Source organism: Bradyrhizobium sp. S3.7.6 (assembly GCF_054061875.1).
The window spans coordinates 5644338-5669411 of sequence record NZ_JBSSEQ010000001.1 but is presented as its reverse complement, the minus strand read 5'-3'; the positions used below and the strand labels follow the sequence as shown (position 1 = coordinate 5669411).

The following is a 25074-nucleotide window of genomic DNA, read 5'->3' as shown; positions in this document are numbered from 1 at the left end:
GGGGTGGGACATTGTCGCGGGGGGACGAGCTCAAGGAGCTGGCAAGCGATTTGTCGCGTGCTGTGGAGACGGCGCGCAGCGTCGGCTTGCCCACGACGGTCTATCTGCTCTCGATGGCGCTGGTGGAGGTGAGGGAAGCCGCTCGCGCTGCCGACGAAGAGGATGACGACGGCGCGGCGTAGGGTTTCGGGCCTGCGGCGAAAGCGTTTCTCTCAGGATCGGCCGATGGCGCGCATCAGGATATCGGATGCGTCATCAGCGTTGTCGCCCGCGTAGGCGACGAATTGATCGGGCCGCACCAGGATCAGCCGCGCCTCGTATTTCTCGCGTCCGCCTGATGCGGTGTCCCTGATCACCGTCAGCGGGATGCCAAGCCGCGCGGCGGCTTGCTCAAGAGCTGTTGCCGCGGCGCCGTCCGTCAGATCGATCAAGGTGAAGCCGTCGCCCAATTCCTCGAACACGTTGTTGCCTGACGACAGAGGTTGCGGCGTGAGATGATGACCTGCGCGCGCCGGATAGGCGTGCGAGCCGATCGCGCTGCAGACAGCGCCGGCCGGACCAAAGACGATTGGTGACCCCTCGTAATTCGGCTCGAAGGCGTTGACCTCGGCGCGGGCGCCGGAGTGCCGCTCGTGCCAGGCGGCCTCGAAATCCGCCCGATCGCGCGCCGGATCGTGGCGGCGAAGAAAATCGCGGTCGCGGAAGATCGGAGTCTCGATGAAATCGCGCGCAGTGGACGCAAACACCGGACGCCGCTCGGCATCGTAGCTGTCGAGCAGACCGGCGGGCGCCCAGCCTTGCAGCGTCGCGGCGAGCTTCCACGCCAGATTTGCGGCGTCCTCGAAGCCGGTGTTGATGCCATAGCCGCCGTAGGGCGGATGGCTGTGCGCGGCATCTCCGGCGACGAAGACGCGGCCGGCGCGGTAGCTGTCCGCGACCGTGAAGCGAAGATCCCAGAATCCGATGTGCTCGAACTCGATGTCGAATTGTGCGCCGGCGGCATCGTGCAGCAAGCGTCGGAAATCGAAATTGTCGGCGGTGGTGTCCGCGGGAACGGGGGCATGGAAGAACCAGGTGCTGCCGAGATCGACCCGGCCGAAGAACTTCCAATAGCCCTCGAGGTCCGGATGCAACACGCTGTAGAACGACTTGCCTGGAAAGGCCTCGAGCAGTCGATGCAATTCGACGGAGCGAAACACCAGCAGCACCATCAGCCGGTCGTGGTCGGAGCGGGTCTGGGTGATGCCGGCGCGTTCGCGCACGATCGATCGGCTGCCATCGCAGCCGATCACGTAGTCGGCGCGAAGGCTCTGTATCATCCCGTCGCGATTTTCGATGTCGAGGCCCACGCCCTCGGCGTCAGGCCGGACATCCCGGCAGGTCCAGCCGTATTGCAGGTCAATGGAGGGAAGCTGTGCCGCCCGTTGCCGCAGCACGGCTTCGGTCGCGTATTGCGGCAGGCGTTCGTTGTCGGTGAAATAGAAAGGGCGGACGAGCTCGCGCTGCAGCCAGTTGTAATTGTAGCCGCTGAGCAGCGTCCCGTAGCTGGTCATTCCGCCGATGCCGTAGTCGGGAGGAATGGTGCGGGCCGCGCGCAGCGCTGCCTCCGCGCCCCAGAAATGGAAATGCTCCATCGTCCGCTGCGTGAGGTTCTGTCCCTTGGGGATCGGCTGCGGCTGTTCGTGGCGTTCCACGACGATGGTCCTGATGCCGCGCTGGCCAAGGCCGATCGCCAGACCCATCCCGACCGGTCCGCCGCCGACGATCACGACGGGCGCGTCGCTATCCGCTGAAGCCTGCCTCACATCGCTTCCCCACGATTGTCATCGCGCGAGGCGCGATCGCTCGTCCTCATGAGATGTCGCACGGATTTCGTCAAGTAAAATCTCAAATAAAGAGATTAGTATGTCATTAATAAAGAGATTAGTATGTCATTACCTCGGAGATTTGCCGGGCCGCTTCGCTGACCTCCGCGCTGATGCGATCGATCAACTCGCCCTTGGCATGTGGTCCGGCGATCGTGATGCAGAGGCTTGCGATCGGGTAGCCCGCATCGAGGATCGGCGCGGCGATCCCGACCGCGCCCGGTGTCACTTCGCCAAAGGCAACGGCGACGCCGGCGCGCCGCACGCGTTTCAGCGCTGCCAGGATTTCGTCGGAGGTGTCGCCGACGCCGACGCTGCGCAGATCGGCGGCATAGCGCGTCACTAGTGGCATCACGCGCTGCTTGGGCAGAAAGGCCATGATCGAGCGCGCGATTGCGCCGCGGCCCATCGCCATCGGTCGGCCGCGCGGATAGCTGCTCACGGGATTCACGACGGAGGCGATTGAAGCCACGCACAGCATCTTTTCCCCATACCAGCGCACGACCAGGGCCGTACAGGGGTGCGCGGCCGACAGCCGCTCCAGATGCGGGGTGGCTGCTGCGATCAGCGGATCGGAACGGCGGCTGAGATAGTCCATCTCGACCACGCGCGGGCCAAGCGCGAACCGGCCGCCGCGCGTCGGCATCACGAAGCCGCTGTCCTTCAAGCTCTTCAGATAGCGATACAGCGTCGGCCTCGTGTAGCCGAGCTCCTTCATGAGCTCTTCGGGCGACCATTGCGGCCGTGCCTCGGTGAAGAGATCGAGCACGGCAAGGACCCGATCCTGACTGTTTGCTTTGACCAAGTGAGATTCGATCCAGCTTCGCGTATTCGCCGTGATACCCGCATTCGCGCCGGCCGCAAAACGGCGGCACGGTAGCGGCTTGCCTTCGTTATAATCTCACTATAAGAGATTTTAAGAAGAATAATAGTGCATGAGCTGCCGGGGAGGGGTTGGGCATGGCTGTCACAGCTACGGATGGGATCGTGTCGGGCACGGTCGACGTTCCCGCCTATGTCGATCGTCAGCCGGTCGGCGCCTTTCAGATCCGGGTTCTGCTCGTCTGCGCCGCGGTGCTGTTCATCGACGGCTTCGACACTCAGGCCATCGGTTATGTCGCGCCTGCAGTCGCGCAGGAATGGAAGCTGGCGCGTGGCAGCCTCGGTCCGGTGTTCAGCGCGGGGCTTCTGGGTCTCATGATCGGCGCCCTGATCTTCGGTCCGATGGCCGACAGGATCGGTCGCCGCCGCATCATCCTCGCAAGCACGCTGGTGTTCGGCATCGGGACGCTGCTCACCGTGTTCGCGGTGGATACGACCTGGCTGATCGCGTTGCGCGTTCTGACCGGTCTCGGTCTCGGCGGTGCAATGCCCAATGCGATTGCGCTGATCTCCGAGTTCAGCCCGCATCGCCGCCGCGCCACCATGGTCATGATCATGTTCGCAGGCTTTTCGATCGGTGCGGCCCTGGGCGGGTTGCTGGCGGCCGCCATGATCCCGGCTTTCGGCTGGCGCTCGGTGTTCCTCGTCGGCGGCCTCGTGCCGCTGCTGCTTCTGCCTTTCCTCTTCAAGGCGTTGCCGGAGTCGATCCGGTTCCTGGCGATGATGGGCGGCCGCGACCGCGAGGTGGCGAACCTCCTGCAAAAGATAGCCCCGGGGGTATCCTTCGCCGGCAATGCCATATTCGTGGTCCAGGAGCCCAAATTGTCGGGATTGCGCGTCGCGCATTTGTTTGCAGAGGGCCGCGCATCGGTGACGGTTCTGCTCTGGGTCGTGTTCTTCATGAGCCTGCTCGACCTGTATTTGCTGTCGAACTGGCTGCCCACCGTGCTGAACGATCTCGGCGTGTCGGTTTCGGGGGCGGCCGCGATTGGTGCGATGCTCCAGGTCGGCGGCGTGGTCGGCACCTTCACGCTCGGCCAGTTCATCGACCGCTTCTCGTTTCGCGCGTTGTCGCTGACCTATCTCGGGGCGGCGGTCGCGGTTGCGGCCGTCGGCATGGCCAGCCATTCGATCGTGCTGGTCACGATCGCGATCTTCGCGTCGGGATTTTGCATCGTCGGGGGACAGATCGCCTCGAACGCGCTGACGGCGACCTTCTATCCGACGGCGATCAGATCGACCGGCGTGGGCTGGGCGCTGGGCATCGGCCGCATCGGCTCGATCGTGGGGCCTCTGATCGGCGGCGTGATGCTGGCCCGCGACATGGGACCGCAGCCGCTGTTTGGCGCTGCGGCCGTCCCGGCATTGATCGCCGCGGCGGCGGCCTTCGTGCTGGCACGGCGAGGCTAGCCGAGGCGATATATCCTGCCGAAGTGCCAGCGCTGCTTTCCTGCAACGCTCGTGTGCGCTTGTTGCCAACGAAATGACGTTGCAAGTTGCGGCCTGCCGCAATAGCCAAGATGTCGACGTTTTCTTTGGACAAGCTCGTCGTTTGGACAGGTCTGCGTCATGACCTCCAATGACGCACCGTTGAGGAATCCCGCAATGTCCATGCTGCCCAATTCGCAAGAGGCCCGGGATGTGGCCTACCAGCTCCATTCCTATACCAACGCGCGCGCGCATCAGCAGGCCGGGTCCGCTGGTGATCGAGCGCGGCGAGGGCCCTTACGTGTTCGACGCGTCGGGCAAGCGCTATTTCGAGGCCATGGCCGGCCTGTGGAGCGTCGGGCTCGGCTTCAACGAGAAGCGGCTGGTCGAGGCGGCGCACAAGCAAATGCTGGCGCTGCCGTTCTACCATACGTTCTCCGCCAAATCGCACGGGCCCTCGATCGACCTCGCCGAGAAGCTGGTGGCGCTCGCGCCGGTGCCGATGAGCAAGGTGTTCTTCACCAATTCCGGCTCGGAGGCGAACGACACCGTCCTCAAGCTGATCGCCTATCGCTCCAATTCGCTTGGCCAGCCGCAGCGCAAGAAGATCATCAGCCGGATGCGCGCCTATCACGGCGTCACCATTGCCTCGGCAAGCCTCACCGGCCTGCCGAACAACCACCGCTCGTTCGACCTGCCGCTGCCCAACATCCTGCACACGGGCTCGCCGCATTTCTACAAGGACGGCGCGCCCGGTGAGAGCGAGGAGGCGTTCGCGACGCGCCGGGCCGAGGAGCTCGACACGCTGATCCAGAAGGAAGGCCCGGATACGATCGCGGCCTTCTTCGGCGAGCCTGTGATGGGCGCGGGCGGCGTCGTCGTGCCGCCGGCGACCTATTGGGACAAGATCCAGGCCGTCCTGAAGAAATACGACATCCTGCTGGTCGCGGATGAGGTCATCTGCGGTTTCGGCCGCACCGGCAAGATGTTCGGCTGCGAGACCTACGGCATCAAGCCGGACGTGATGGTGGTCTCCAAGCAGATCACCTCGAGCTATTTCCCGCTGTCGGCGATCATCCTGAACGACCGCATGTTCGAGCCGATCGCGGACGAGAGCAACAAGATCGGCGTGCTCGGTCACGGTTTCACCGCGGGCGGCCATCCCGTCGGTTCGGCCATTGCGCTGGAGAACCTCAAGATCATCGAGGAGCGCGGCTTGGTCGCGCACGCCGCCGAGCTCGGCGGCTACATGCAGGGCAAGCTGCGCGAGCTCACCAGCCATCCGCTGGTCGGCGAGGTCCGCGGCGTCGGCATGATCGCGGCGATCGAGCTCGTGCTCGACAAGGGACGCAAGACGGCCGCCAGCACGCCCGGCGCCGTCGGCGGCATCGCCAGCCGCATGCTCCAGGAGCGCGGCGTGATCTCGCGCAACATGCTGGATGCCATCGCCATCTGCCCGCCGCTGATCGTCACCAAGGCCCAGATCGACGAGCTGATCGCGGCCATTACGGGCGTGCTGAATGATATGAAGCCGGAAGTGGCGAAGCTGACGCCGGCGTAGGCTCTCTCCTCGTCATTGCGAGGAGCCCGCAACAAAATTGCGAAGCAATTTTGCGCTAGCGACGAAGCAATCCAGACCGTCTCCGCGGAAAGATTCTGGATTGCTTCGCTTCGCTCGCAATGACGGCGTTGATGCAATGAGCCTCGATTTATCACCGTCACCCTGAGGTGCTCGCCTCTTCGGCGAGCCTCGAAGGGCGACGGCCGACTGGCCGCAGCGGGGGCCGCTCATCCTTCGAGGCTCACGCCTCGCGCCTCAGGATGACGGTTTAACCGGCTCCACCCGCTGAACCCCGATCACGCGGCCCTTCTCGATCGCCAGCGCCAGCTCGCCGCGCTTCAGTTTCAGCGCGGCATCGCCGAACAGCTCGCGGCGCCAGCCGCGCAGGGCGGGGACGTCGGCCTCGTCGTCGGCTGCGATCTCTTCGAGATCGTCGACGGTGGCGATCACCTTGCTGGCGACCGCGTGGCGCTCCGCGGTCATGCGCAGCAGGACCTTCAACAGCTCGACGATGGCAGCGCCATTGTTGTTGTTGCGCGGCTTCTCCAGCTTCGGCAGCGTCGCAAAATCGCGCGCCAGCCCACGCTCGACCGCGGCGACGATGTCCGCGCCCCATTTGGATTTCTCGAACCCCTTCGGCACCGAGCGCAGATGGGCGAGCTTCTCCAGCGTGTTCGGCGCGTGGGTCGCGATGTCGCTGATGGCTTCATCGCGCAGCACGCGGCCGCGCGGCACGTCGCGGCTCTGCGCTTCCTGCTCGCGCCAGGCCGCGACCTCCATCAGGACCGCGAGGTCCTTGGGCTTGCGGACCCGCGTCTTCAGCCGTTCCCAGGCGCGCTCGGGGTGGAAGTCGTAAGTGCGGGGCGAGGTCAAAACCTCCATCTCGATGGAGACCCACTCGCTGCGGCGCCGCTTCTTGAGGTCGGCATCGAGCGCGGCGAACACGTCGCGCAGGTGCGTGACGTCGGACACCGCGTAGTGCATCTGCTCTTTCGTCAGCGGCCGGCGCGACCAGTCGGTGAAGCGGTGGGTCTTGTCCGGGCGGTGGCCCGTGACCTTCTCGACCAGCGCGTCATAGGCGATGCTGTCGCCGTAGCCGAGCACCATGGCCGCGACCTGGGTGTCGAACACCGGGTGCGGGATGATGTTGGCCTGGTGCCAGATGATCTCGATGTCCTGGCGGGCGGCATGGAATACCTTCAGCACGCCCTCGTTGCCCATCAGGTCGAAGAACGGCTTGAGGTCGATGCCCTCGGCCAGGGTGTCGATGACGATCGCTTCCTCTGGGCTGGCCATCTGCACCACGCACAGCAGCGGGTAGTAGGTGGTTTCGCGCAGGAACTCGGTATCGACTGTAATAACGGGGTGCTTGGCCAGCCGGCTGCAGGCAGCCGCGAGGTCAGCGGTGGTGGTAATCAAATCCATGAACGGCCCATGACACTTGGTATCAGCCGTTCTGCCGAAAGCGCTGTGATGTCAAGGGGCTCTAAGCGAATTCGAGCATTGCATCGGGCCGGAATCGTCTCTTTCCGACGAAATTCCTATTCGTAACGGATCCGGTGCGAGGATTTGCGCGCGCAGGGCAGCGCCACCACGACCACGCACATGGCGACCAGCGCCAGCCCCAGGAACTCGAAAACCAACAGATCCACGGCGAAATCTCCAGAAACATTGATAGATTTGTCGGGGGTACGTTGAGGGTCTGTTAATGCTCGTGGTTACCGGCCGCCCGGCAAGCCGGATGGTGGACGGGGAGTTAACGGGGGCGGGCTCGACCATCACCCCATGAGCTTCGGCAAGGCGGCGAGCGCGTCCACGGCGGCACGCACTTTTGGCGGAATCCGGGGCGAACGGGGCCACAGCGCGTGGCAGTCGTAGAGGAATTCGGGCTGGCCTTCGAGGAGGCCGACCAGCGCGCCGCTGTTGAGACGCTCGCGGACCAGCCAATAAGGCAGCCAGGCGAGCCCCATGCCCTGTGCGGCGGCGTCCGCGATCGCCTCCATATCGTCGAGCCTCAGCCTGCCTGACGGCATGATCTCGCGTGCCGGCTGGTCGGCTTGTGGAAACAGCCATGGCCGGACGCGTCCAGAGCGGCGATAGATGATCGCCTGATGCGCGGCGAGATCGTCGAGCGATTTTGGTTTGCCGTTGGCGCGTAAATAGGACCGCGCGCCGCACACCACCATGCGCTGGCTTGCGATGCGCCGCGTGATCAGACCGGACTGGTCGTCGAGATCGCCGGTCCGGATCGCAAGATCGTAGCCGGCCTCGATGATGTCAGCGATGGGATCGCCGAAGGAGAGGTCGAGCTCGAGATGCGGATATTTTCGCGCGAGCTTCATCAACAGAGGGGCGATGCAGTGCCGTCCGAGCAGGGCAGGCATGGTCACGCGCAGCCTGCCGCGCGGCGCGGAGAGTTCATCGGCCACGACGGCGTCGGCGGCTTCGGCCTCGCTGAGTACCGCGCGGCAGCGCTCGTAGTAGGCCTGGCCAGCCTCGGTCAGGCTCTGGCGCCGCGTGGTGCGGTTGAGGAGGCGGACGCCGAGACGTTCTTCGAGGAAGCGCACATGCTTGCCGACCATCGGCCCCGACATCTCCAGGGCGTCGGCCGCGGCCGCGAACGAACCGAGATCGACGGCCCGGACGAATACGGCCATGCTGGTCAGGCGGTCCATGATTGAAAACTCCTGGTTTCGACTGTTCGCGTATTCGGGCCATTTATCCACTTCGGTGGGATCGGCATAGCTCCATTCAGTTCAATTGTTTTGGAGTGTATCCATGACCCGCGTCGTTCGCTTTCACCGGCATGGCGGTCCCGAAGTGCTGTGCATCGAGACCGTCGACGTTCCACCGCCGGCAAAGGGCGAGGTGCAGATCCGGGTCAGGGCGCTCGGTCTCAACCGTGCGGAGGCGCTGTTGCGGACGGGCACCTATATCGAGACCGCGACATTTCCGTCCGGCCTTGGTCTGGAGGCGGGAGGTATCGTCGAGGCCATCGGCGAAGGCGTGGCCGGCTTTGCACCGGGAGAGGCGGTCAGCATCGTGCCGCCGCTGTCGATGGTGCGATGGCCGGCCTATGCCGAGCTCGCGACGTTTCCGGCCGAGCTCGTCGTGAAGCATCCGCCCGAGCTTGGCTTCGAGGCGGCGGCCGCGGTGTGGATGCAGTATCTGACGGCCTACGGCGCGCTGGTCGACATCGCCGGACTTGGGCGAGGGGACGTCGTCGCCATCACGGCGGCATCGAGCAGTGTCGGGCTTGCGGCCATCCAGATCGCGAACCGGATCGGCGCTTTCCCGGTCGCCCTGACGCGGACCTCGGCCAAGCAGCGCGCCTTGCGCGAGGCCGGCGCCGCCCACGTGATCGCCTTGGACGAGGAGGACATCGAAGCGCGGCTGGCAGTGATCGCCGGTGCGAGCGGCGTCCGCGTGGTGTTTGACGCCGTCGGCGGTCCCGCATTCGAGCCGCTGACCGCGGCGATGTCACGGGGCGGAATCCTGATCGAGTATGGTGGGCTGAGCCCCGCGCCGACGCCGTTCCCGCTTTTCAACGTGTTGACCAAGAGCCTGGTCCTGCGCGGCTACCTCGTGCACGAGATCATCCGCGATCCCGTGCGCCTTGCGAAAGCAAAGGCGTTCATCCTCGACGGGTTGTCAGACGGCAGCTTGAAGCCGGTGATCGCCAGAACGTTCCCGTTCGAGGAGATCGTCGAGGCGCATCGCTTCCTGGAGTCGAACAATCAGTTCGGCAAGATCGTTGTGACGATCTAACCGCGCGCGGCGCGTGGCTCACGTCGCGGCGATCAGCCCCCCTCGAATATTCTCTTGCGGGCATTTTCGACATGCGTGCGCATGGCGCGGCGGGCGCCGTCCTCGTCTTGTGCCTCGATGGCCTCGAACACGCGGCGATGCTCCTGCTGTCCCCTGAGAATGCGGCCGCGCGGCTGAATGAGCGACAGGTTGCGGTTGAGATTGACGCCAATGGCGATCTGCTCCCTCAACGAGGTCAGCGTCTCGACAAAGAACCGGTTGCCGCTCGCCTCCGCAATCGTGCGGTGGAAGAGGAGATCTTCCTCGACACCAAGGCCGCCCTCGCGCCCTTGGGCGACCATCGTATCCAGCCTGGTCAGCACCTGCTGAATGCGGCGCAGGCTTTGCCTGTCCCGGTTGCGGGCGGCGAGGGCCGCGGCATCGCCCTCGACGGCCATCCGGAACACGAAGCAGCGCTGGATATCGGGGATGCTACTGACAGGCGCGAAGTCGAAGGCATTGGCGGCCGGACGCCGGGTCACGAACCAGCCCGCGCCCTGGCGTGATGCAATCAGCCCGTCGTCGCGCAATCGCGTCAGCGCCTCGCGAACGACGGGCCGCGAAACGCCCAGGAGTTCGGCAAGGCCATTCTCGGGCGGTAACCGGCAGTTCACGGGAAGGATGCCGATCGCGATCTGACCCAGCACATGGTCGTAGATCCGGTCGCTCAATCGTCCCGTCGAGGACGACAGCGGCAACTCCGCGGATTTCATCGCAGGCTTTTTCAAGTCCGGCTCCGTCCGGTTTTGCGTTCGGCTTCCAAACAAGTTTTTGACATTTCAGTCCGTGCACAAGGCGCTCGGCCGCCAGCTCAAAACAGCTACAGAACAGACCGCTTGACAACCAGCGAAGATTTCGTCGATGCTTGCCTTACAAATAAATAACAAGTTGCGCAAAAAATAAAGCGCGTGGGAGGCGAGAATGAAACCGAGGTCAGCAACCCCAATGGTCGCCGTCCTGCTGGGGGCGTGTCTATGCAGCGGAGCCCTTGCCGCTCCGATCAGTCTTTCGATCATCGATACCGGCGGTGACCTGGCCTCGGTGCAGACCATCATCGAGAACTACAAGAAGGCGAATCCGGACAAGGTCAGCGAGATCAGAATCCAACGCGCGCCCGCGCCGGAGCTTCCGGCCAAGATCAAGGCGCAGCAGGACGCCGGACGCCTCGATATCAATCTGGTGCTGACCGGGCAGGATGGCGGCGCACTGCTGGCCCAGAACGGCCAGCTCATCGCCATCCCCGATTATCAGAAGAGCTTTCCGCGCGACGGCCTCACCGATGCGGGCAAGGCGCTTTACGACGAGGGCAAGGGCGTCCTCATTCCGTCAGTCGGCAATGCCGGTGGACCGGTGCTGATCTACAATCCGGCGAAGGTGCCGAGCCCGCCGAAGACCGCGCAGGAATTGCTGACTTGGGTGAAGGCGAACCCGGGCAAATTCATGTATGCGCGTCCGGCGAACAGCGGGCCGGGCCGCGCGATCCTCCAGGGCTTTGCCTTCATTCTCGGGGACTCCAAGCCGCTCGACCCCGAAAAGGGCTGGGACAAGAGCTGGGATTTCCTGAAAGAGCTCGGCAAGTCCGTCGAATATTATCCGACCGGTACCGCGATCACGTTGAAGGAATTCGCCCAGGGGCAGCGCTGGATGATCGCCGGGATCATGGAATGGGACATGAAGCCGCGCGCGCAGAGCGTAATCCCGCCGGACTCGAAGATCGCAATCTTGGAGAACACCACGTTCGTGGTGGACGGTCACTATTGGTGCATCCCGAAGGGCGTGCCGCAGGAACAGGTCGATGTCATCGTCGACCTCATGAAGTTCATGTGGAAGCCGGAGCAGCAGGCGCTCACCTGGAAAGCCTTCATCGGGCCGGTCGTGAAGGCCGCAGCCCTCGCATCGGCGCCCAAGGAAATCCAGGACGAGGTGAAGGAATTCTGGCGTCCTGAATATGATCAGATCGGGACCAAATGGAAAGTATCGCCTCCGCTGGGCGTGACCGAGCTGAGCTACGCGATGGAACGGTGGGACCGTGAGGTCGGCGCCGATCAGGTCAAGAAATAACAAGAACCGGGACCAAGATGCGAGGGCGCGCAGGTGCGGCCCTCGCGCGCGTATGCGGGGCGGGGAATGGCCGACTCTATCGATAAGCTGCAGATGTCGATCACCAAGCGTTATGGCGGCAAGGTGGTGCTCGACCACTTTCCGCTGGAGGTCGGCGGCCGCGAGTTCGTCACCTTCCTGGGGCCGAGCGGCTGCGGAAAGTCTACGGCGCTCGGCATCATCGCGGGCCTCGTGCCGCCGAGCGACGGCGAGATCCATCTCAATGGACGACGGATTGACGATGTCTCGCCCGAAAAGCGCGGGTTCGGCATGGTGTTCCAGAACTACGCGCTGTTTCCGCATCTGACTGTGTTCGGCAACGTCGCCTTCGGCCTCTCTCTCCAGAAGCGGCCGTCTGCGGAAATCGAGCAGCGCGTGCGGGGCATGCTCGGTCTGGTACGTCTTGCCGGTTATGAAGACCGCTATCCCGGTCAGCTCTCGGGCGGACAGCAGCAGCGTGTCGCCATCGCGCGCGCGCTTGTGCTGCACCCTCGGTTGATGCTGTTCGACGAGCCGTTGTCCAACCTTGACGCAAAGCTCCGCGTCGAGATGCGCGCCGAGATCAAGCAGCTGCACGCACAGCTCGGCCTGACCTCCATCTACGTCACCCACGACCAGGCCGAAGCTCTCTCGCTCTCCGACCGCATCGTCGTGCTGCGCGAAGGTGTGCTCATGCAGGTCGGGACGCCGCAGGAAATCCACGACCGTCCCAAGAACGTCTTCGTGGCGGATTTCATGGGCTTCCGAAATTTCCTCGATGTGACGCTCGGCAAGGAAGCGGGCGGTATGATCGAAGCCGGTTTCAAGGGGCAAATCCTGCAGGCCAGGGCCAGGGATAGCTTCCGCCCGGGCGAGCACGCCGTTCTGGCCATCCGGCCGGAAGATGTGCGTCTCGGCAAGTCTGGTGATGGCGTCAATGTGCTGCGCGGCAAGGTCGAGCTGGTCGAGTATCTCGGACGCGAGCAGGAGGCCGAGATCGCGCTCAATGGCGACGCAAGGCTCTGGGTCCGCTCGCACGAGAAGCTCGTATTGGGCGAGATGCTGGATCTGACCTTGCCGGCGGACAAGTTCGTCCTGCTGCGTCGCGAGTGAGGGGACAGATCGTGGCTCGCATCCGCTCTGATTCTCGCAGCGAACTGGACCTCGTCGCGATCCTCTGTCTTGCGCCGTCGCTGCTCTACGTGCTCGCGATGTTCGTCTACCCGTTCCTCTACGGGATCTACATCAGCTTGCAGCCGAAGAAGCGCGACGCCGGGATATTCTCGAACTATGTCGCGTTCTTCAACGACGCCTACCAGTACAATACGATCAAGACGACCTTCATGTTGGCGTTGCCGACGACGGTCGCGGTCGTGTTGGTTGCGCTGTTCCTCGCATACGGCATGCGGCGCGGCATCTGGTTCGAGCGCACCATCACGACCATTCTCGTGCTTCCGATCTCGCTCGGTGTCGTCTTCCTGTCGGAAGGGATCCTCGGCTTCTACGGCCACAATGGCTGGCTCAACCAGTTGCTGCTTGCGGTCGGATTGATCCAGAATCCGCTCGAGCTGACGCATAATTCGATCGGCGTCACCTTCTCGCTGTTCATGCAGAACTTTCCGTTCTGCTTCCTGATGTTGCTCGGTTACATCTCCGGCATCGACCCGAGCCTGGAAAGCTCCGCACGCATGCTGGGCGCCGGTCCCTGGACCATCTTCCGGCGCGTCATGTTCCCGTTGATCGCACCGGGCCTGATCATCGCGTTTGCCCTCGTCTTCGTGATGAGCTTTGCCGTGTTTCCATCCGCGGTGATGGTTGGCCAGCCGGCCGGTTCGACGCGGACGATCTCGATCGCGGCCTACCAGCAGGCCTTCGAGCAATATGACATGTCCTACGCATCCGCGATCGCGGTCATCATGGGGCTCTGCCAGCTCGCGGCGCTGGTGGTCATCGTGCTGGTGCGCCGCCGCATGACGATTGCAACAACCATGGGCGTCGGCAAACGCTGAGGGGGCGCCAATGCGCGGACGGATGTGGAAATTGGCGATCTACCTGTTCCTGCTGGGGTTCATCCTGAACCTGCTCGGCATCGTGACGCATGTCGTGGTCAGCTCGTTCGCAAAACGCTGGTTCGGCAAGCCGTTGCCGCCGGCGTTCACGACGGATTGGTTTACCTACGCCTGGCGGGAGTTCGAGCTCTCCCATGTGCTCTTCATCACGCTGTTCATCGCGCTGGCCGTGGTGTTCATCGCGCTCGCGATCGGATTTCCGGCCGCCTACGTGCTGGCGCGGCGGAATTTCAACGCCAAGCCGGTCCTGCTGCTGCTCTACTTCCTGCCGCTGCTGATCCCGCAGATGACCTACGGCATTCCGCTTGCCACGACGCTTTATGGGTTTGGTGTTGGCGGGACGGTCATTGGCGTCATTCTCGCCGTGCTCGTCCCGATGGTTCCTCTTGCCGTCTTCATCCTGTTGCCGTTCTTCGAGCAGATCAGCTTGAACCTTGAATGGTCGGCGCAGATGCTCGGCGCGAGCCGGCTGCAGATATTCCGCCGCATCCTGTTGCCGCTGATGCTGCCCGGCATTTTGACAGCGGGCCTGCTGGTTCTCGTAAATACGATCTCGAACTTCGAGCTGGCGTTTCTGCTTGCGGGCGGGGGATCGCAGACCCTGGTCGTGGCGCTCTATTACAACGTCTTTGCTGGCGGTGTGCGGCCGGTCTATTCGATCGATGCGATGGCTGTGATCTACATGTGCACCGTCATGGCGGTGCTGCTGGTCGCATTGCGGTTCGTGCGTCCGACGCAGATGGTGTTCAGGCTCGATGGCAGGCGCAACTGACGCAATCACGGCCCCTGAAATGATTTCGGCGCCCCACACCGTGGAGCGCCGAGGTTGTTTGGCTGATCGTTGGCCTTACGGCAGCTTCAGCGAGGTCTCCGCGTTGTAAGGCTTCAGCGTCTCGTCGGCGGCCTTCTGGGCGGCGACCAGTGCTTCCTTCGGCTGCTTCTTGCCGTTGAGGACCAGCATGACCTCGTCCTCCAGCGTCTTGCGGACCGGCACGGTCTTGTAGGTCGCGAACCAGGGTTTTGCGACGTCGAGCTGCTCGACGGCGGTCTTGGCGTCCGGGTTCTTGTTGAGGAAGTCGACCATGTCAGGCGTCTTGTAGGCGGCCATGTTGGGCGCGAAATAGCCGGTGGCGCGGCTCCACCAGGCGCTCTTCTCAGGCGAGGTCATCCACTTGATCAACGTCCAGGCGGCCTTCTGCTTGTCGGCTTCGAGACCGGCCGGAACGATCAGCGAGGCGCCGCCGATCGGCACGGCGTTGCGGACGTTGCGCGGGATAAAGGCGACCTTGTAGTTGAACTTGGCGTTGTCGCGCACATAGGTCAGCGAGCCCGTCGAGAGCATCATCATCGCGGCGTTGCCGGAGATGAAGGAGGTGCTGACGGCCGGACCGGGCGTGGCGCCGGGGGCGTGAACCTTGTGCTTGTAGACAAGGTCGTTCCACCAGGTCAGCGCGCCGAGCATCGAGGGCGTGTCGTAATAGACCTCGCCGCCGAACTCCTCGTTGTAGTAGCGCCCGCCATTGGTCATGGTGAGCGTTTCCATCATCCAGCCGCAATAGTCATAGGCGCAGGGGATCGCGATGCCCCATTGGGTCACCTTGTCGCCTTCGCGCTTGGTGAGCTTCTTGGCCCAGTCGGTGAGCTCGGCCCAGGTCTGCGGCGGCTTGCTGGGATCAAGGCCCGCTTCCTTGGCCTTGTCGGCGTTAATGTAGAGCAGCGGTGTCGAATTGTGGAAGGGCACGCCGTAGACTGAGCGGTTGATCACTGCGTTGCCCTGCAGCGCCGGGAAGAACTGACCGAGGAACTGGTCCTTGGTGGTGCCGTCGGCGGTGATCAGGCCGTCGAGATTGGTGAGCTCGTTCTCGATCTGCATGTCGAGCAGGAAGTTCGCCGACATGATCACGGCAGCCGGCGGCTTGCCGGCCTTGATCGACGCACGTGTCTTGATCAGCGTGTCGTCATAGGAGCCGGTGTAGACCGCGGTCGCCTTGATGGCGGGATGGGTCTCGTTGAACTCCTTGATCAACGTGCCCATGTCGCGGGCGAGCTTGCCGTCGACGGGAACGGGGAAGAACAGGTCGATCTCGGTCGGACCTTCGGCCATCGCCGGGACGGCGAGGGCGCCGGCCATAGAGCCTGCCATGGCAAGGCCAAGCATGAGCCTGCGGGTAAACAGCATCGAAAACTCTCCTATTTGATGCCTGAGGTGACGAAAGAACTGATAAAGCGCTTCTGGAAGATCAGGAAGGTGATGAGCAGCGGTGCGATCACCATCAGCGTGCCGGCGGCAATCGTGCCCCAGGCCTGCGTCCCTTCGGCGGTCGCGGTGAAGACGGACAGACCGACCGTGAGCGGCCGCTTGTCCGGCGAATTGATCACCATCAGCGGCCACAGGAAGTCGTTCCAATGGCTGGTGACGGAGATGATGGCGAAGGCGGAGAAGCTCGGCATCGACAGCGGCACGTAGATGTGGCGGATGCGCTGGAGAAGGCTGGCGCCGTCGATCAGGGCGGCGTCTTCCAGCTCGGTCGGAATGGCTTCAAAAGCCTGTCGCATCAGGAAGGTGCCGAAGGCCGAGGCGAAGAACGGCATCATCACGCCGGCGAGCGTGTCGTAGAGCCCGAACTGCGCCACCAGGCTCAAATTCGGCACGATCAGCAGCACCGGCACCAGCATCAGCTGCATCAGGAACAAATAGAAGATCAGCGTCTTGCCGGCGAATTCGAGCCGCGCAAAGGCAAAGCCGGCCAGCGTGATCGTGACGAACTGCACCAGCAGGATGCCGGTGCAGATGATCGTGGTGTTGAGGGTGTAGCGCGGGAAATCGCCGATCTCCCAGGCATCCCTGACATTGTCGAGCGTGGGCTTGAGGCTCGGGATCAGCTCGGCCATCACGTTGATGCCGTCGGACGCCGGGCGGAGCGTCGCCACGCCCATCCACAGGAACGGGATCAGCCAAACGATCGCGAGCAGCACGGTCAGCAGAAAGCCGAGCTTTGGCGTGATCTCGCGGCGCGTGGCGAGCGGGGCGTCCCTAAGCAGCCAGTCGATCAGCGTCATGCTCCGCCCTCACGATTGGCCATCGTCCGGAAGGAGAGCGCGGTGAGGCCCATCAGCGCCGCAAGCGTCAGCAGCGTTGCCGCCGAGGCCTTGCCGATGTCGTAATGCTCGACCGCCTGCTGGTAGATGTAGAACAACACGAGATTGGTCGAGTTCGACGGTCCGCCCTTGGTCATGACGAAGACGTGGTCGACCTGCGTGACCGCGTTGAGCGTGGCGATGACGATGACGAACAGGAAGGTGGGCTTGAGCTCCGGCAGGATGATGTAGCGCAGCCGCATGAACGGGCCGGCACCGTCGAGATGCGCGGCTTCCATGACATCCTCGGGCACGGCCTGGAGGCCGGCGAGGAAGAACAGCATGTAGTAGCCGGCGTTCTTCCAGATGGTGATCACCATGATCGCATAAAGTGCGATGTCGGGGTCGCCGAGCCAGTTCGGCACCACCGGAAGCAGGCGGCCGATGTAATAGTCGAGCAGGCCGACATTGGGCAGGAAGATAAACAGGAACAGCGCGGAGGCCGCGACCATCGGGATCAGCACCGGCAGGAACAGCGCGGCGCGCAGCGCGCTGCTCACCGCATTGGTGCGCGACAGCGCCAGCGCGAACAGCAGTGCAAGTCCGATGCTCGGGATCGCCGTGCCGATGGCGTAGACGAGATTGTTGACGACCGCACCGGTGAAGGCGGGGTCGGCTAGCACCGCGGCTATATTGTCGAGGCCGACGAAGCGGACCGGTGCCTTCGGCGTGGCGCGCTGGTAGAGCGCGTCGATCAGCACGCGGCCCATCGCGCCATAGGTGAACAGTGCGAGGAAGACCAGCGATGGCAGAAGCAAAAGGTAGGCGGGCAGCGAGGCTTTGAATCGGCCAAGAAACCGCTTCAGGACGCGCAGACGCGGTGCCGCCGATGCCGCGACCGGAAGAGCCGCGGGTTCAGCGAGGCTCATTTCACCGCGCCGCGAACTTGAGCGCATAGTCGCGGCCGTCCATTCCCGCCGGTGGCTCGAAGGGGAAGCGCAGACTGGTGTCGAGGAAGTCGTGGCTGTGCACGACCAGGTTCTCGCCGTCGATCAGCACCACGCCATAGGCCGGCGGCTCATGGCTGGCGAGATGGTCGGTCGCGGCAGCGTCAAGCTCGAACCAGACCTGGTGGTTGGTGCCGCGGAGCGTCGAGAACGGGATCTTGCCGTAGCTGCCGAAGATCGGCCGGTGCACGTGGCCGAAGAAGAGATGGCGGATGCGTGCGCGATAGGGCGCGATCACCTCGGCGAATTCGGCGCTCTGCGCCAGTGCGATCTCGTCCATCGCGTGGACGCCGACCGGGAAGGGCGGATGATGCATGAAGACGACGAACGGCATGTCGGCGGGCGCGGCCGCCAGCGTGCTTGCGAGCCAGCCGAGGCGCTTGGCGCACATCTCGCCGGCGTGGCTGGTCTCGTCCAGCGTGTCGAGGAAGACGAACAGGCCGTGCTCGGTGGTGCGGGTGCCCTGGACGAAGCCGTTCGGGTCGCGCGGCGCGGCCTTCAGGCCGTCGAGGCAGGCCACGCGCTTATCGTGATTGCCGACCATGGCGATATAAGGGATTTTCAGCGCGGCCATCGCCTCGGCGAAATTGGCGTAGGATTCAGGCTCGCCCCAATGGGTGAGGTCGCCGGTCACGACCGCGAAGGCAGCATCGGACTGGTGCTTGTTGATGTCGGCAACCGCCGCGTCCAGCCGGGCGCGCGGATCGAGGCCATAGAGCTTCAGTCCGGGGTTCGCGAGATGCGTGTCGGTGATGTGGATGAATTTGAAGGGCATGGCGCGTCAGGACTGTTGGAGGATGGGCGCCTCCGGCAGGACGTCCCTGACAGGCCGTTAGAGCGCCAGTGTTTCAGTTTGATGACAGCGGTTCCTGCGGCGCGTGGAAGATGTGGACATGCTTGGGACGACCGGGCGAGCGTACTCTGGGGTCGAATGACCTCTCACGATTGAGGCGCAAGATGCGGTCTACCTTGCCGCGAAGATGCGGTCGTGGTTTGCTCATACTGCTCACCGAATTTGCATCACGAGACCTCCAAATGTTGCCGCCGCGTGGCCTCCCCAAGCTGGGTTTGCTTGCCGTCTCCCTGCTGCTTGTCGTCCTCTCCGCCGTCCCCGATGCGGCGCGCGCCGAATTCAATTTCGCCCGTTACAAGGAGACCGATCTCGACGAGTTCCTGGCACGGCGGCGACCGGCCACCGGCCTCGACGTCTACCCGATGTCGCCGCTGAAGCTCGACGTCACGCTGGCCTCCCACGGGGAGCCGTGCGCAAGTGGCGCGCTCAAGCGATCGCTGATCATGAGCGGCATGCCCAAGACCGACGCCGACGCCTTGCAGGCGACCAACTGCATCACGGTCCGCTCCGCCAAGGGGCGCGAGCTGAAGGTCTTCATCCAGGATGTGGTCTACGGCTTCTTGCCGGCGGAGGTGCCGGTTGGGGACAAGCTCTCGCTCTATGCGATCCATGCCTTCACGTCCCCCGAAGGGCCGGGACTGCTGGTCAATGAATTCCTCACCCCGCGCAGCTTTCCGCGCGCCGACAAGCCTGCAGACAAGACGATGACCTCCTGTGGATGCTGGACCCAGGACGAGCATCCCGGTGTCGATTTCACCTCCGACAAGGCAGTCGGCCCGGTGGCGGCGATGGCGGACGGCGTCGTCGTCAAGATCGAGACCAGCGAGCAGGCGCCGGCCGACCTGCCCGTGATCGGCGGTTGCGGCCGCTACGTCGTGCTCAAGCACACTTATCCGAACGGCGGCATCGTCTACACACGCTACGTCCAGCTCGGCCGCATAGGCGGTCCGAAGGGCGAGCCGCTTGCGGTCGGCGCGAGCGTCAAGGCCAAGGACACGATCGGCGAGATCGGCCCGAACAAGGTGCTGCATTTCGAGATCCGCCCCGTCGCGCCCGGGACAACGACGACGAACAAGGCCTGGACCGAGCGGTACGCCAACGTGCCAGACATGGAGTGGTCCCGCTACGATCCCGTCGATCCGCAAAAGTTCGACGCGGCGTCGTTCGGCGGAGTCAGGAAGGCGACGAAGTAAGGACGGCGCGTGGAAATCCTGCGTTTCTTGTTCTCATTCAGCGGACGCGTTAGCCGGTTCGACTATGTGTTTCGCTTCCTGATCCCGCTGGCCGTGGTTCATGCCGTGGTGATTGTTCTTGTCCCTCCGCTTCAGTTTAACGTGGCATTCGGGGTCCTCGTGCTGCTCTCGCTCTGGCCCAGTTGGGCCGTCGGTGCCAAACGGTGTCACGATCGCGGGCGCTCGGGCTGGTTTCAGCTGATCGTGCTCATTCCCATCGTGGGGCCGCTACGGCTATTGATCGAGCTGGTTTTCCTGCCGAGCGTAGAGAAGACGATCAGTCGGCCATAGGCCGCAAACGCTCAATTCGATTGTTTCGATGCCAGATATCTTGCCCAGCTCCTGAGCACCTCAGCGACGCCTGCCTGACTTTCAACGGGTGCAATCCAGTCGGTCGCTTCGCGCGACAATTCGAGAGCGTACAGCACCTCGTTGACGAGCGGCTCAACCCCGTATTCCACGGGAATGATACGAAAGGATCGGCCATGAGGCCATCCTGGCTGTCAGGGTGGCCCGCTAACAGTGCGCCGCCATGTCTTTACACCGATGGGTTGCAGAAGGTATAGAGCTGCCGTTGGAGCCAGGAAAATGGAACGCTCGCCTAGAGATTGCTGTGCCCTTTGCGGCAACACTGAATTTCATCCAAAACTGACGATCAGCCGCAGGGGTGATGACTTCTCTATCGTACAGTGCGGCGGCTGCGAGCATGTCTTCGTTGCTGATCCGCCGGCGGACACAGCCAACCACGTCGAGATCGAGAAGATCGACTGGGCGTTCCGGCCACGACATCACCAGATCAGGCGGCTAATCCTCGCGCACCTCAAGTCCGGTCAACGGGTACTCGAGATCGGCTGCGGGCGTGGCGAGGTCGGTTACCTGTTGCGCGACGATCCCGTAGTCTATCAGGGCTACGAGCCGGCACGCGGGCTTTCCGACTTTGGTATCCGTGCCGGCGTACCGATAATTCAAGAAATTTACCGCGGCGGCGATACGGCCGATGCGATCGTGATTGACAACGTCATCGAGCACGTCGCCGAGCCGCGACAGATGGTTGAAGTGGCGGCGAGGTCATTGCGGCCCGGCGGCCTCGTGATCGTCATCACCCCAAATGTGCATGACGTGCGGGCGATTTTCCCGCAGTTTCGAAAACGGCATCTGTGGATCCCGCCAGATCACATCAATTACTTCTCGGCGCGGGATATCGATTTCATTTTCACAGCAGCCAACCTGCCGCGGCCGCAACGCTTCCGGTTCTTCCCACTCAGCCTAAAGGATTATCGCTTCTTCCCGCGCGCATTTTCCGAAACGCTTGGCCTATCGATCTTCGGTCACAACGTGTTTGCGATCAGGGATTGAAATTCCTTTAAGGAAAAATGTTGCTGCTGACGTTCGATCCGCCCGAGGATTGATCGTTGCAACGGTCCACGTGAAATCCGGAGCTGGTGTTTCCAATGTTGGTGTTCGGGGTGGTGAGGACGTCATCAACAGCATAGCCAGGACACGGCATCGCTATGCTGGCTTGCGTCACGGCGCCGTCAGAAACCCTCGCCTTACCTGAGCTGCTCTGCCCCGAACCGCCGGTCAGAGGGACGCCGTTGTTGGTCGTACCGCGACTTGATCGCTTCCATCCCTTCTTCGTTCAGAGTAGGGAGCTGGGTAATTTTGCACTCCAGATCAGGTTCACGTCCCGCAGAACGTCTGCAGCACCCGCTGGTCCGGCAGCGGCGGATCGGCGTAGGCGGCATAGTCCGGCTGCTCCTCGAACGGCTTGGCCAGCACCTTCACCAGCTCCTCGAACGGCGCGTAGTCGTCGTTGTTTACCGCGGCCTGGATCACGGCCTCGACGCGGTGGTTGCGGGGGATGAAGATCGGATTGGCGGCGTGCATGGCGGCTTGCCGCTCGGCTGCGGCCTGCGGCTCCAGCGCGGTGCGCTCGCGCCAGCGTCTGGCCCAGTCGTCGAGGGCTGAGGGGTCCATGAACTGCGCGCGGACGTCGGCCGCGGCGGCCTCGTCGCCTGCGGCGTCACCGAGCTTGCGGAAGGTGAGGGTGAAGTCGGCCTGGTTCTTGGCCATGGCATCCAGCAGGTCCTGGATCAGCGCCTCGTCGCCGTCGCGTTCCGTGAACAGGCCGACCTTCTTGCGCAGGCCTGCTTGATAGGCGTTGCTGAAGGTCTCGGCGAAGGCGCCGAGAATGTCCTGGGCTTCCGCGACCGCCTTCTCCTGATCATCGGAGAACAGCGGCAGCAGGCATTCGGCGAGCCGGGTCAGATTCCACAGCGCGATGCGCGGCTGGTTGGCATAGGCATAGCGGCCCATCTCGTCGATCGACGAAAACACCTGCGCGGGGTTGTAGGCATCCATGAAGGCGCAGGGGCCGTAATCGATGGTCTCGCCCGAGATCGAAGAGTTGTCGGTGTTCATCACGCCGTGGATGAAGCCGACCAGCAGCCAGCGCGCGATGAGATCGGCCTGACGCGCGACGACGCCGGCGAGCAGGGCGTGATAGGGGCGCTCTGCCTGGAGCAGATCCGGATAGTGGCGGGCGATGACGTGGTCGGCGAGCCGGCGGATCGCGCCGGTGTCGCGGCGGACGGCGAAGAACTGGAAGGTGCCGACGCGGATGTGGCTCGCGGCGACGCGCGTCAGCACCGCGCCGGGCAGCGCGGTCTCGCGGATGACGTGCTCGCCGGTGACGACCGCGGCGAGCGAGCGCGTGGTCGGGATGCCGAGCGCGAACATGGCTTCGCTGACGATGTATTCACGCAGCACCGGACCCAACGCAGCACGGCCGTCGCCGCGGCGGGAGAACGGGGTGGGACCCGAGCCCTTGAGCTGGATGTCGCGGCGGATGCCGTCTCTGTCGATGACCTCGCCGAGCAGGATGGCGCGGCCGTCGCCGAGCTGGGGCACGAATTGCCCGAACTGGTGGCCGGCATAGGCCATGGCGATTGGGTCGGCGCCAGCGGGAACCGTTTTCCCGGCCAGGATTTCGGCACCCTCAGGGGTCTCCAGCAGGTCAGGGTCGAGCCCGAGCTGGACCGCCAGCGGCCGGTTCAGCTTGATCAGCCGGGGGGCGGCCACAGGGGTCGGCGCGACCCGGGCAAAGAAGCTGTTCGGCAGTGCCGAATACGAGTTCTGGAAGGGGAAATGGACGGTCATGGAGGTAAAGATAGGCGGGGAACGCCTGATGGCAAAGGCTTGAGGCCCAATCGGCCAAAAATGGGCGCTTCGGCCCCAAAACAGCCCGTTCCCTTGGTTGCCGCCCCCGGTCTCGTCGGGTAAACCCTGCCGCAACTTCGGACCGGTCGTTTCAGGCCGTCCGATTCGACCCCTCCGACATTGATTTTGGGACGACCATGCATCGCTACCGGTCACATACATGCGGCGCGCTCCGCGAGAGCAACATCGGCGAAACAGTTCGCCTCTCGGGCTGGGTCCATCGCGTTCGCGACCATGGCGGCGTGCTGTTCATCGACCTGCGCGACCATTACGGCCTGACCCAGTGCGTGGTCGATCCGGACTCGCCGGCGTTCGCGCTGGCCGAAAAGCTGCGCTCGGAATTCGTGGTCAAGATGGACGGCAAGGTCCGCCGCCGCCCCGAGGGGACAGACAATGACGATCTGCCGACCGGCAAGATCGAGATCTATGTCAGCGAGATCGAGGTGCTCGGTCCGGCCGGCGACCTGCCGCTGCCGGTGTTCGGCGATCAGGAATATCCCGAAGACATCCGCCTGAAGTATCGCTTCCTCGATTTGCGCCGCGAGAAGCTGCACCAGAACATCATGACGCGCGTCGACATCATCAAGTCGATGCGTCGGCGCATGGAGGGGCAGGGGTTCTTCGAGTTCAACACCCCGATCCTGACTGCGTCCTCGCCGGAAGGTGCGCGCGACTTCCTGGTGCCGTCGCGCATCCATCCCGGCAAGTTCTACGCGCTGCCGCAGGCGCCGCAGCAGTACAAGCAGCTGCTGATGATGTCGGGCTTCGACCGCTACTTCCAGATCGCGCCCTGCTTCCGCGACGAGGACCCGCGTGCCGACCGTCTGCCGGGTGAGTTCTACCAGCTCGACGTCGAGATGAGCTTTGTCACGCAGGAAGACGTCTTCGCGGCGATGGAGCCCGTGATCACCGGCGTGTTCGAGGAGTTCGCCAAGGGCAAGCCGGTGAGCAAGAACTGGCGCCGCATCCCGTTCGCCGAAGCGCTGCGCAAATACGGCAGCGACAAGCCGGACCTGCGCAACCCGATCGAGATGCAGGACGTCTCCGAGCATTTCCGCGGCTCCGGCTTCAAGGTCTTTGCGCGCATGCTCGAAGACCCCAAGAACCAGGTTTGGGCGATCCCGGCGCCAGGCGGCGGCTCACGCGCTTTCTGCGACCGCATGAACTCGTGGGCGCAGGGTGAAGGCCAACCCGGTCTCGGCTACATCATGTGGCGCGAGGGCGGCGAGGGCGCTGGCCCGCTTGCCAACAACATCGGGCCTGAGCGCACCGCTGCGATCCGCGCGCAGATCGGCGTCAAGGAAGGCGATGCCGCCTTCTTCGTCGCCGGCGACCCCGACAAGTTCTGGAAATTCTCCGGTCTCGCCCGCAACAAGGTCGGCGAGGAACTGAACCTCACCGACAAGGAGCGGTTCGAACTCGCCTGGATCGTCGACTTCCCGATGTACGAGTACAACGAGGACGACAAGAAGGTCGACTTCTCGCACAACCCGTTCTCGATGCCGCAGGGCGGTCTCGACGCGTTGAAGGGCCAGGACCCGCTGACCATCAAGGCGTTCCAGTACGACATCACCTGCAACGGCTACGAGATCGCTTCGGGCGGCATCCGCAACCACGTGCCGGAAGCGATGGTGAAGGCGTTCGAGATCGCAGGTTACGGCGAGCAGGAAGTGGTCGACCGCTTCGGCGGCATGTACCGCGCCTTCCAGTACGGCGCGCCGCCGCATGGCGGCATGGCCGCGGGTGTCGACCGCATCGTAATGCTTCTGTGCGGCACCAACAATCTGCGCGAGATCTCGCTGTTCCCGATGAACCAGCAGGCCATGGATCTGCTGATGGGCGCCCCGTCGGAACCCAGCACCAAGCAGCTCCGCGAGCTGCATGTGCGGGTGAACCTGCCGCAGAAGTGATCCCTCTTCGCCTCTCCCCGCGTGCGGGGAGAGGCCGCATCGCATCGAAGATGCGAGGCGGGTGAGGGGGACTCTCCACGAGTC

The 25074-nt window shown here is 63.7% G+C and carries 21 protein-coding genes and 1 pseudogene; 12 read left to right on the top strand and 10 right to left on the bottom strand.

All coding sequences use genetic code 11. The features are described 5' to 3' along the window. Window positions 1-11: 11 nt before the first annotated feature. Complete coding sequence (locus ACVJ5M_RS27790; RefSeq protein ID WP_166096098.1) at window positions 12-182, top strand: hypothetical protein; 171 nt, start codon at window positions 12-14, stop codon at window positions 180-182. A gap of 30 nt (window positions 183-212) precedes the next feature. Here the strand turns inward: ACVJ5M_RS27790 and ACVJ5M_RS27785 are convergent, their stop codons facing one another. Next, a complete protein-coding gene (locus ACVJ5M_RS27785; RefSeq protein ID WP_187387723.1) occupies window positions 213-1805 on the bottom strand; it encodes an FAD-dependent monooxygenase in 1593 nt (530 codons plus the stop codon). Window positions 1806-1923: 118 nt separating this feature from the next. Next, complete coding sequence (locus tag ACVJ5M_RS27780) at window positions 1924-2670, bottom strand: IclR family transcriptional regulator (RefSeq protein ID WP_063983662.1); 747 nt, start codon at window positions 2668-2670, stop codon at window positions 1924-1926. A 155-nt stretch (window positions 2671-2825) separates the two neighbouring features. Between ACVJ5M_RS27780 and ACVJ5M_RS27775 the strand changes: the two genes are divergently transcribed. Together ACVJ5M_RS27775 and ACVJ5M_RS27770 are read left to right on the top strand one after the other, a co-directional pair. Beyond that, entirely contained in the window at window positions 2826-4157 is a 1332-nt protein-coding gene (locus tag ACVJ5M_RS27775) for an MFS transporter (RefSeq protein WP_283018686.1), read from the top strand. 195 nt (window positions 4158-4352) lie between these two features. Next, window positions 4353-5736, top strand: a pseudogene (locus tag ACVJ5M_RS27770) (aspartate aminotransferase family protein). A 255-nt stretch (window positions 5737-5991) separates the two neighbouring features. On the opposite strand, the gene rnd reads toward ACVJ5M_RS27770, so the two are convergent. Both rnd and ACVJ5M_RS27760 read right to left on the bottom strand, forming a co-directional pair. Continuing rightward, entirely contained in the window at window positions 5992-7161 is a 1170-nt protein-coding gene (gene rnd / locus ACVJ5M_RS27765; RefSeq protein ID WP_063983660.1) for a ribonuclease D, read from the bottom strand. A 353-nt stretch (window positions 7162-7514) separates the two neighbouring features. Then, window positions 7515-8411 (bottom strand): LysR family transcriptional regulator, encoded by an 897-nt coding sequence (locus tag ACVJ5M_RS27760; RefSeq protein ID WP_063983659.1) that lies wholly within the window; start codon window positions 8409-8411, stop codon window positions 7515-7517. Between the two features lie 103 nt (window positions 8412-8514). On the opposite strand from ACVJ5M_RS27760, the gene ACVJ5M_RS27755 reads away from it, so the two are divergent. Next, the gene (locus ACVJ5M_RS27755) at window positions 8515-9504 is read left to right on the top strand and encodes a zinc-dependent alcohol dehydrogenase family protein (protein ID WP_063983658.1); all 990 of its coding nucleotides are present in this window, start codon (window positions 8515-8517) and stop codon (window positions 9502-9504) included. Window positions 9505-9536: 32 nt separating this feature from the next. On the opposite strand, the gene ACVJ5M_RS27750 is transcribed toward ACVJ5M_RS27755, so the two are convergent. Continuing rightward, complete coding sequence (locus ACVJ5M_RS27750) at window positions 9537-10271, bottom strand: FadR/GntR family transcriptional regulator (RefSeq protein WP_199877100.1); 735 nt, start codon at window positions 10269-10271, stop codon at window positions 9537-9539. A gap of 193 nt (window positions 10272-10464) precedes the next feature. On the opposite strand from ACVJ5M_RS27750, the gene ACVJ5M_RS27745 reads away from it, so the two are divergent. From ACVJ5M_RS27745 to ACVJ5M_RS27730, 4 genes are all read left to right on the top strand, one after another. Further along, complete coding sequence (locus ACVJ5M_RS27745; protein WP_231144904.1) at window positions 10465-11604, top strand: ABC transporter substrate-binding protein; 1140 nt, start codon at window positions 10465-10467, stop codon at window positions 11602-11604. 66 nt (window positions 11605-11670) lie between these two features. Continuing rightward, complete coding sequence (locus tag ACVJ5M_RS27740; RefSeq protein ID WP_063983657.1) at window positions 11671-12735, top strand: ABC transporter ATP-binding protein; 1065 nt, start codon at window positions 11671-11673, stop codon at window positions 12733-12735. 11 nt (window positions 12736-12746) lie between these two features. Beyond that, window positions 12747-13631, top strand: coding sequence for an ABC transporter permease (locus ACVJ5M_RS27735; protein WP_063983656.1), 885 nt, complete (start codon window positions 12747-12749; stop codon window positions 13629-13631). 10 nt (window positions 13632-13641) lie between these two features. Further along, window positions 13642-14463 (top strand): ABC transporter permease, encoded by an 822-nt coding sequence (locus ACVJ5M_RS27730; RefSeq protein WP_014495741.1) that lies wholly within the window; start codon window positions 13642-13644, stop codon window positions 14461-14463. Window positions 14464-14538: 75 nt separating this feature from the next. Here ACVJ5M_RS27730 and ACVJ5M_RS27725 read toward each other — a convergent pair whose 3' ends face one another. Genes ACVJ5M_RS27725 through ACVJ5M_RS27710 form a run of 4 tightly spaced genes read right to left on the bottom strand, consistent with a single transcriptional unit; the run spans window position 14539 to window position 18551 of the window. Beyond that, a complete protein-coding gene (locus tag ACVJ5M_RS27725; protein ID WP_231144906.1) occupies window positions 14539-15870 on the bottom strand; it encodes an ABC transporter substrate-binding protein in 1332 nt (443 codons plus the stop codon). Between the two features lie 11 nt (window positions 15871-15881). Then, window positions 15882-16751 carry a carbohydrate ABC transporter permease gene (locus tag ACVJ5M_RS27720; RefSeq protein ID WP_063983654.1) on the bottom strand — a complete coding sequence of 290 codons (870 nt, stop codon included), beginning with the start codon at window positions 16749-16751 and terminating at the stop codon, window positions 15882-15884. Further along, window positions 16748-17698 carry a carbohydrate ABC transporter permease gene (locus ACVJ5M_RS27715; RefSeq protein ID WP_063983653.1) on the bottom strand — a complete coding sequence of 317 codons (951 nt, stop codon included), beginning with the start codon at window positions 17696-17698 and terminating at the stop codon, window positions 16748-16750. The genes ACVJ5M_RS27720 and ACVJ5M_RS27715 overlap by 4 nt, the downstream gene beginning before the upstream one ends. Window position 17699: 1 nt before the next feature. Beyond that, entirely contained in the window at window positions 17700-18551 is an 852-nt protein-coding gene (locus ACVJ5M_RS27710) for a phosphodiesterase (protein ID WP_063983652.1), read from the bottom strand. A gap of 260 nt (window positions 18552-18811) precedes the next feature. Here ACVJ5M_RS27710 and ACVJ5M_RS27705 point away from each other — a divergent pair, with 260 nt between their 5' ends. The 3 genes from ACVJ5M_RS27705 (at window position 18812) to ACVJ5M_RS27695 (ending at window position 21217) form a co-directional block, all read left to right on the top strand. Beyond that, a complete protein-coding gene (locus ACVJ5M_RS27705) occupies window positions 18812-19822 on the top strand; it encodes a M23 family metallopeptidase (protein WP_063983651.1) in 1011 nt (336 codons plus the stop codon). Window positions 19823-19831: 9 nt separating this feature from the next. After that, window positions 19832-20152 (top strand): DUF805 domain-containing protein, encoded by a 321-nt coding sequence (locus ACVJ5M_RS27700; RefSeq protein WP_063983650.1) that lies wholly within the window; start codon window positions 19832-19834, stop codon window positions 20150-20152. A 297-nt stretch (window positions 20153-20449) separates the two neighbouring features. After that, on the top strand, window positions 20450-21217 hold the full coding sequence (locus ACVJ5M_RS27695; protein ID WP_063983649.1) for a class I SAM-dependent methyltransferase: 768 nt from the start codon (window positions 20450-20452) through the stop codon (window positions 21215-21217). A 324-nt stretch (window positions 21218-21541) separates the two neighbouring features. Here ACVJ5M_RS27695 and ACVJ5M_RS27690 read toward each other — a convergent pair whose 3' ends face one another. Then, on the bottom strand, window positions 21542-23020 hold the full coding sequence (locus tag ACVJ5M_RS27690; protein ID WP_063983648.1) for a protein adenylyltransferase SelO: 1479 nt from the start codon (window positions 23018-23020) through the stop codon (window positions 21542-21544). A gap of 197 nt (window positions 23021-23217) precedes the next feature. Between ACVJ5M_RS27690 and aspS the strand changes: the two genes are divergently transcribed. Continuing rightward, window positions 23218-24990 (top strand): aspartate--tRNA ligase, encoded by a 1773-nt coding sequence (gene aspS, locus ACVJ5M_RS27685; RefSeq protein WP_063983647.1) that lies wholly within the window; start codon window positions 23218-23220, stop codon window positions 24988-24990. Window positions 24991-25074: the final 84 nt, after the last annotated feature.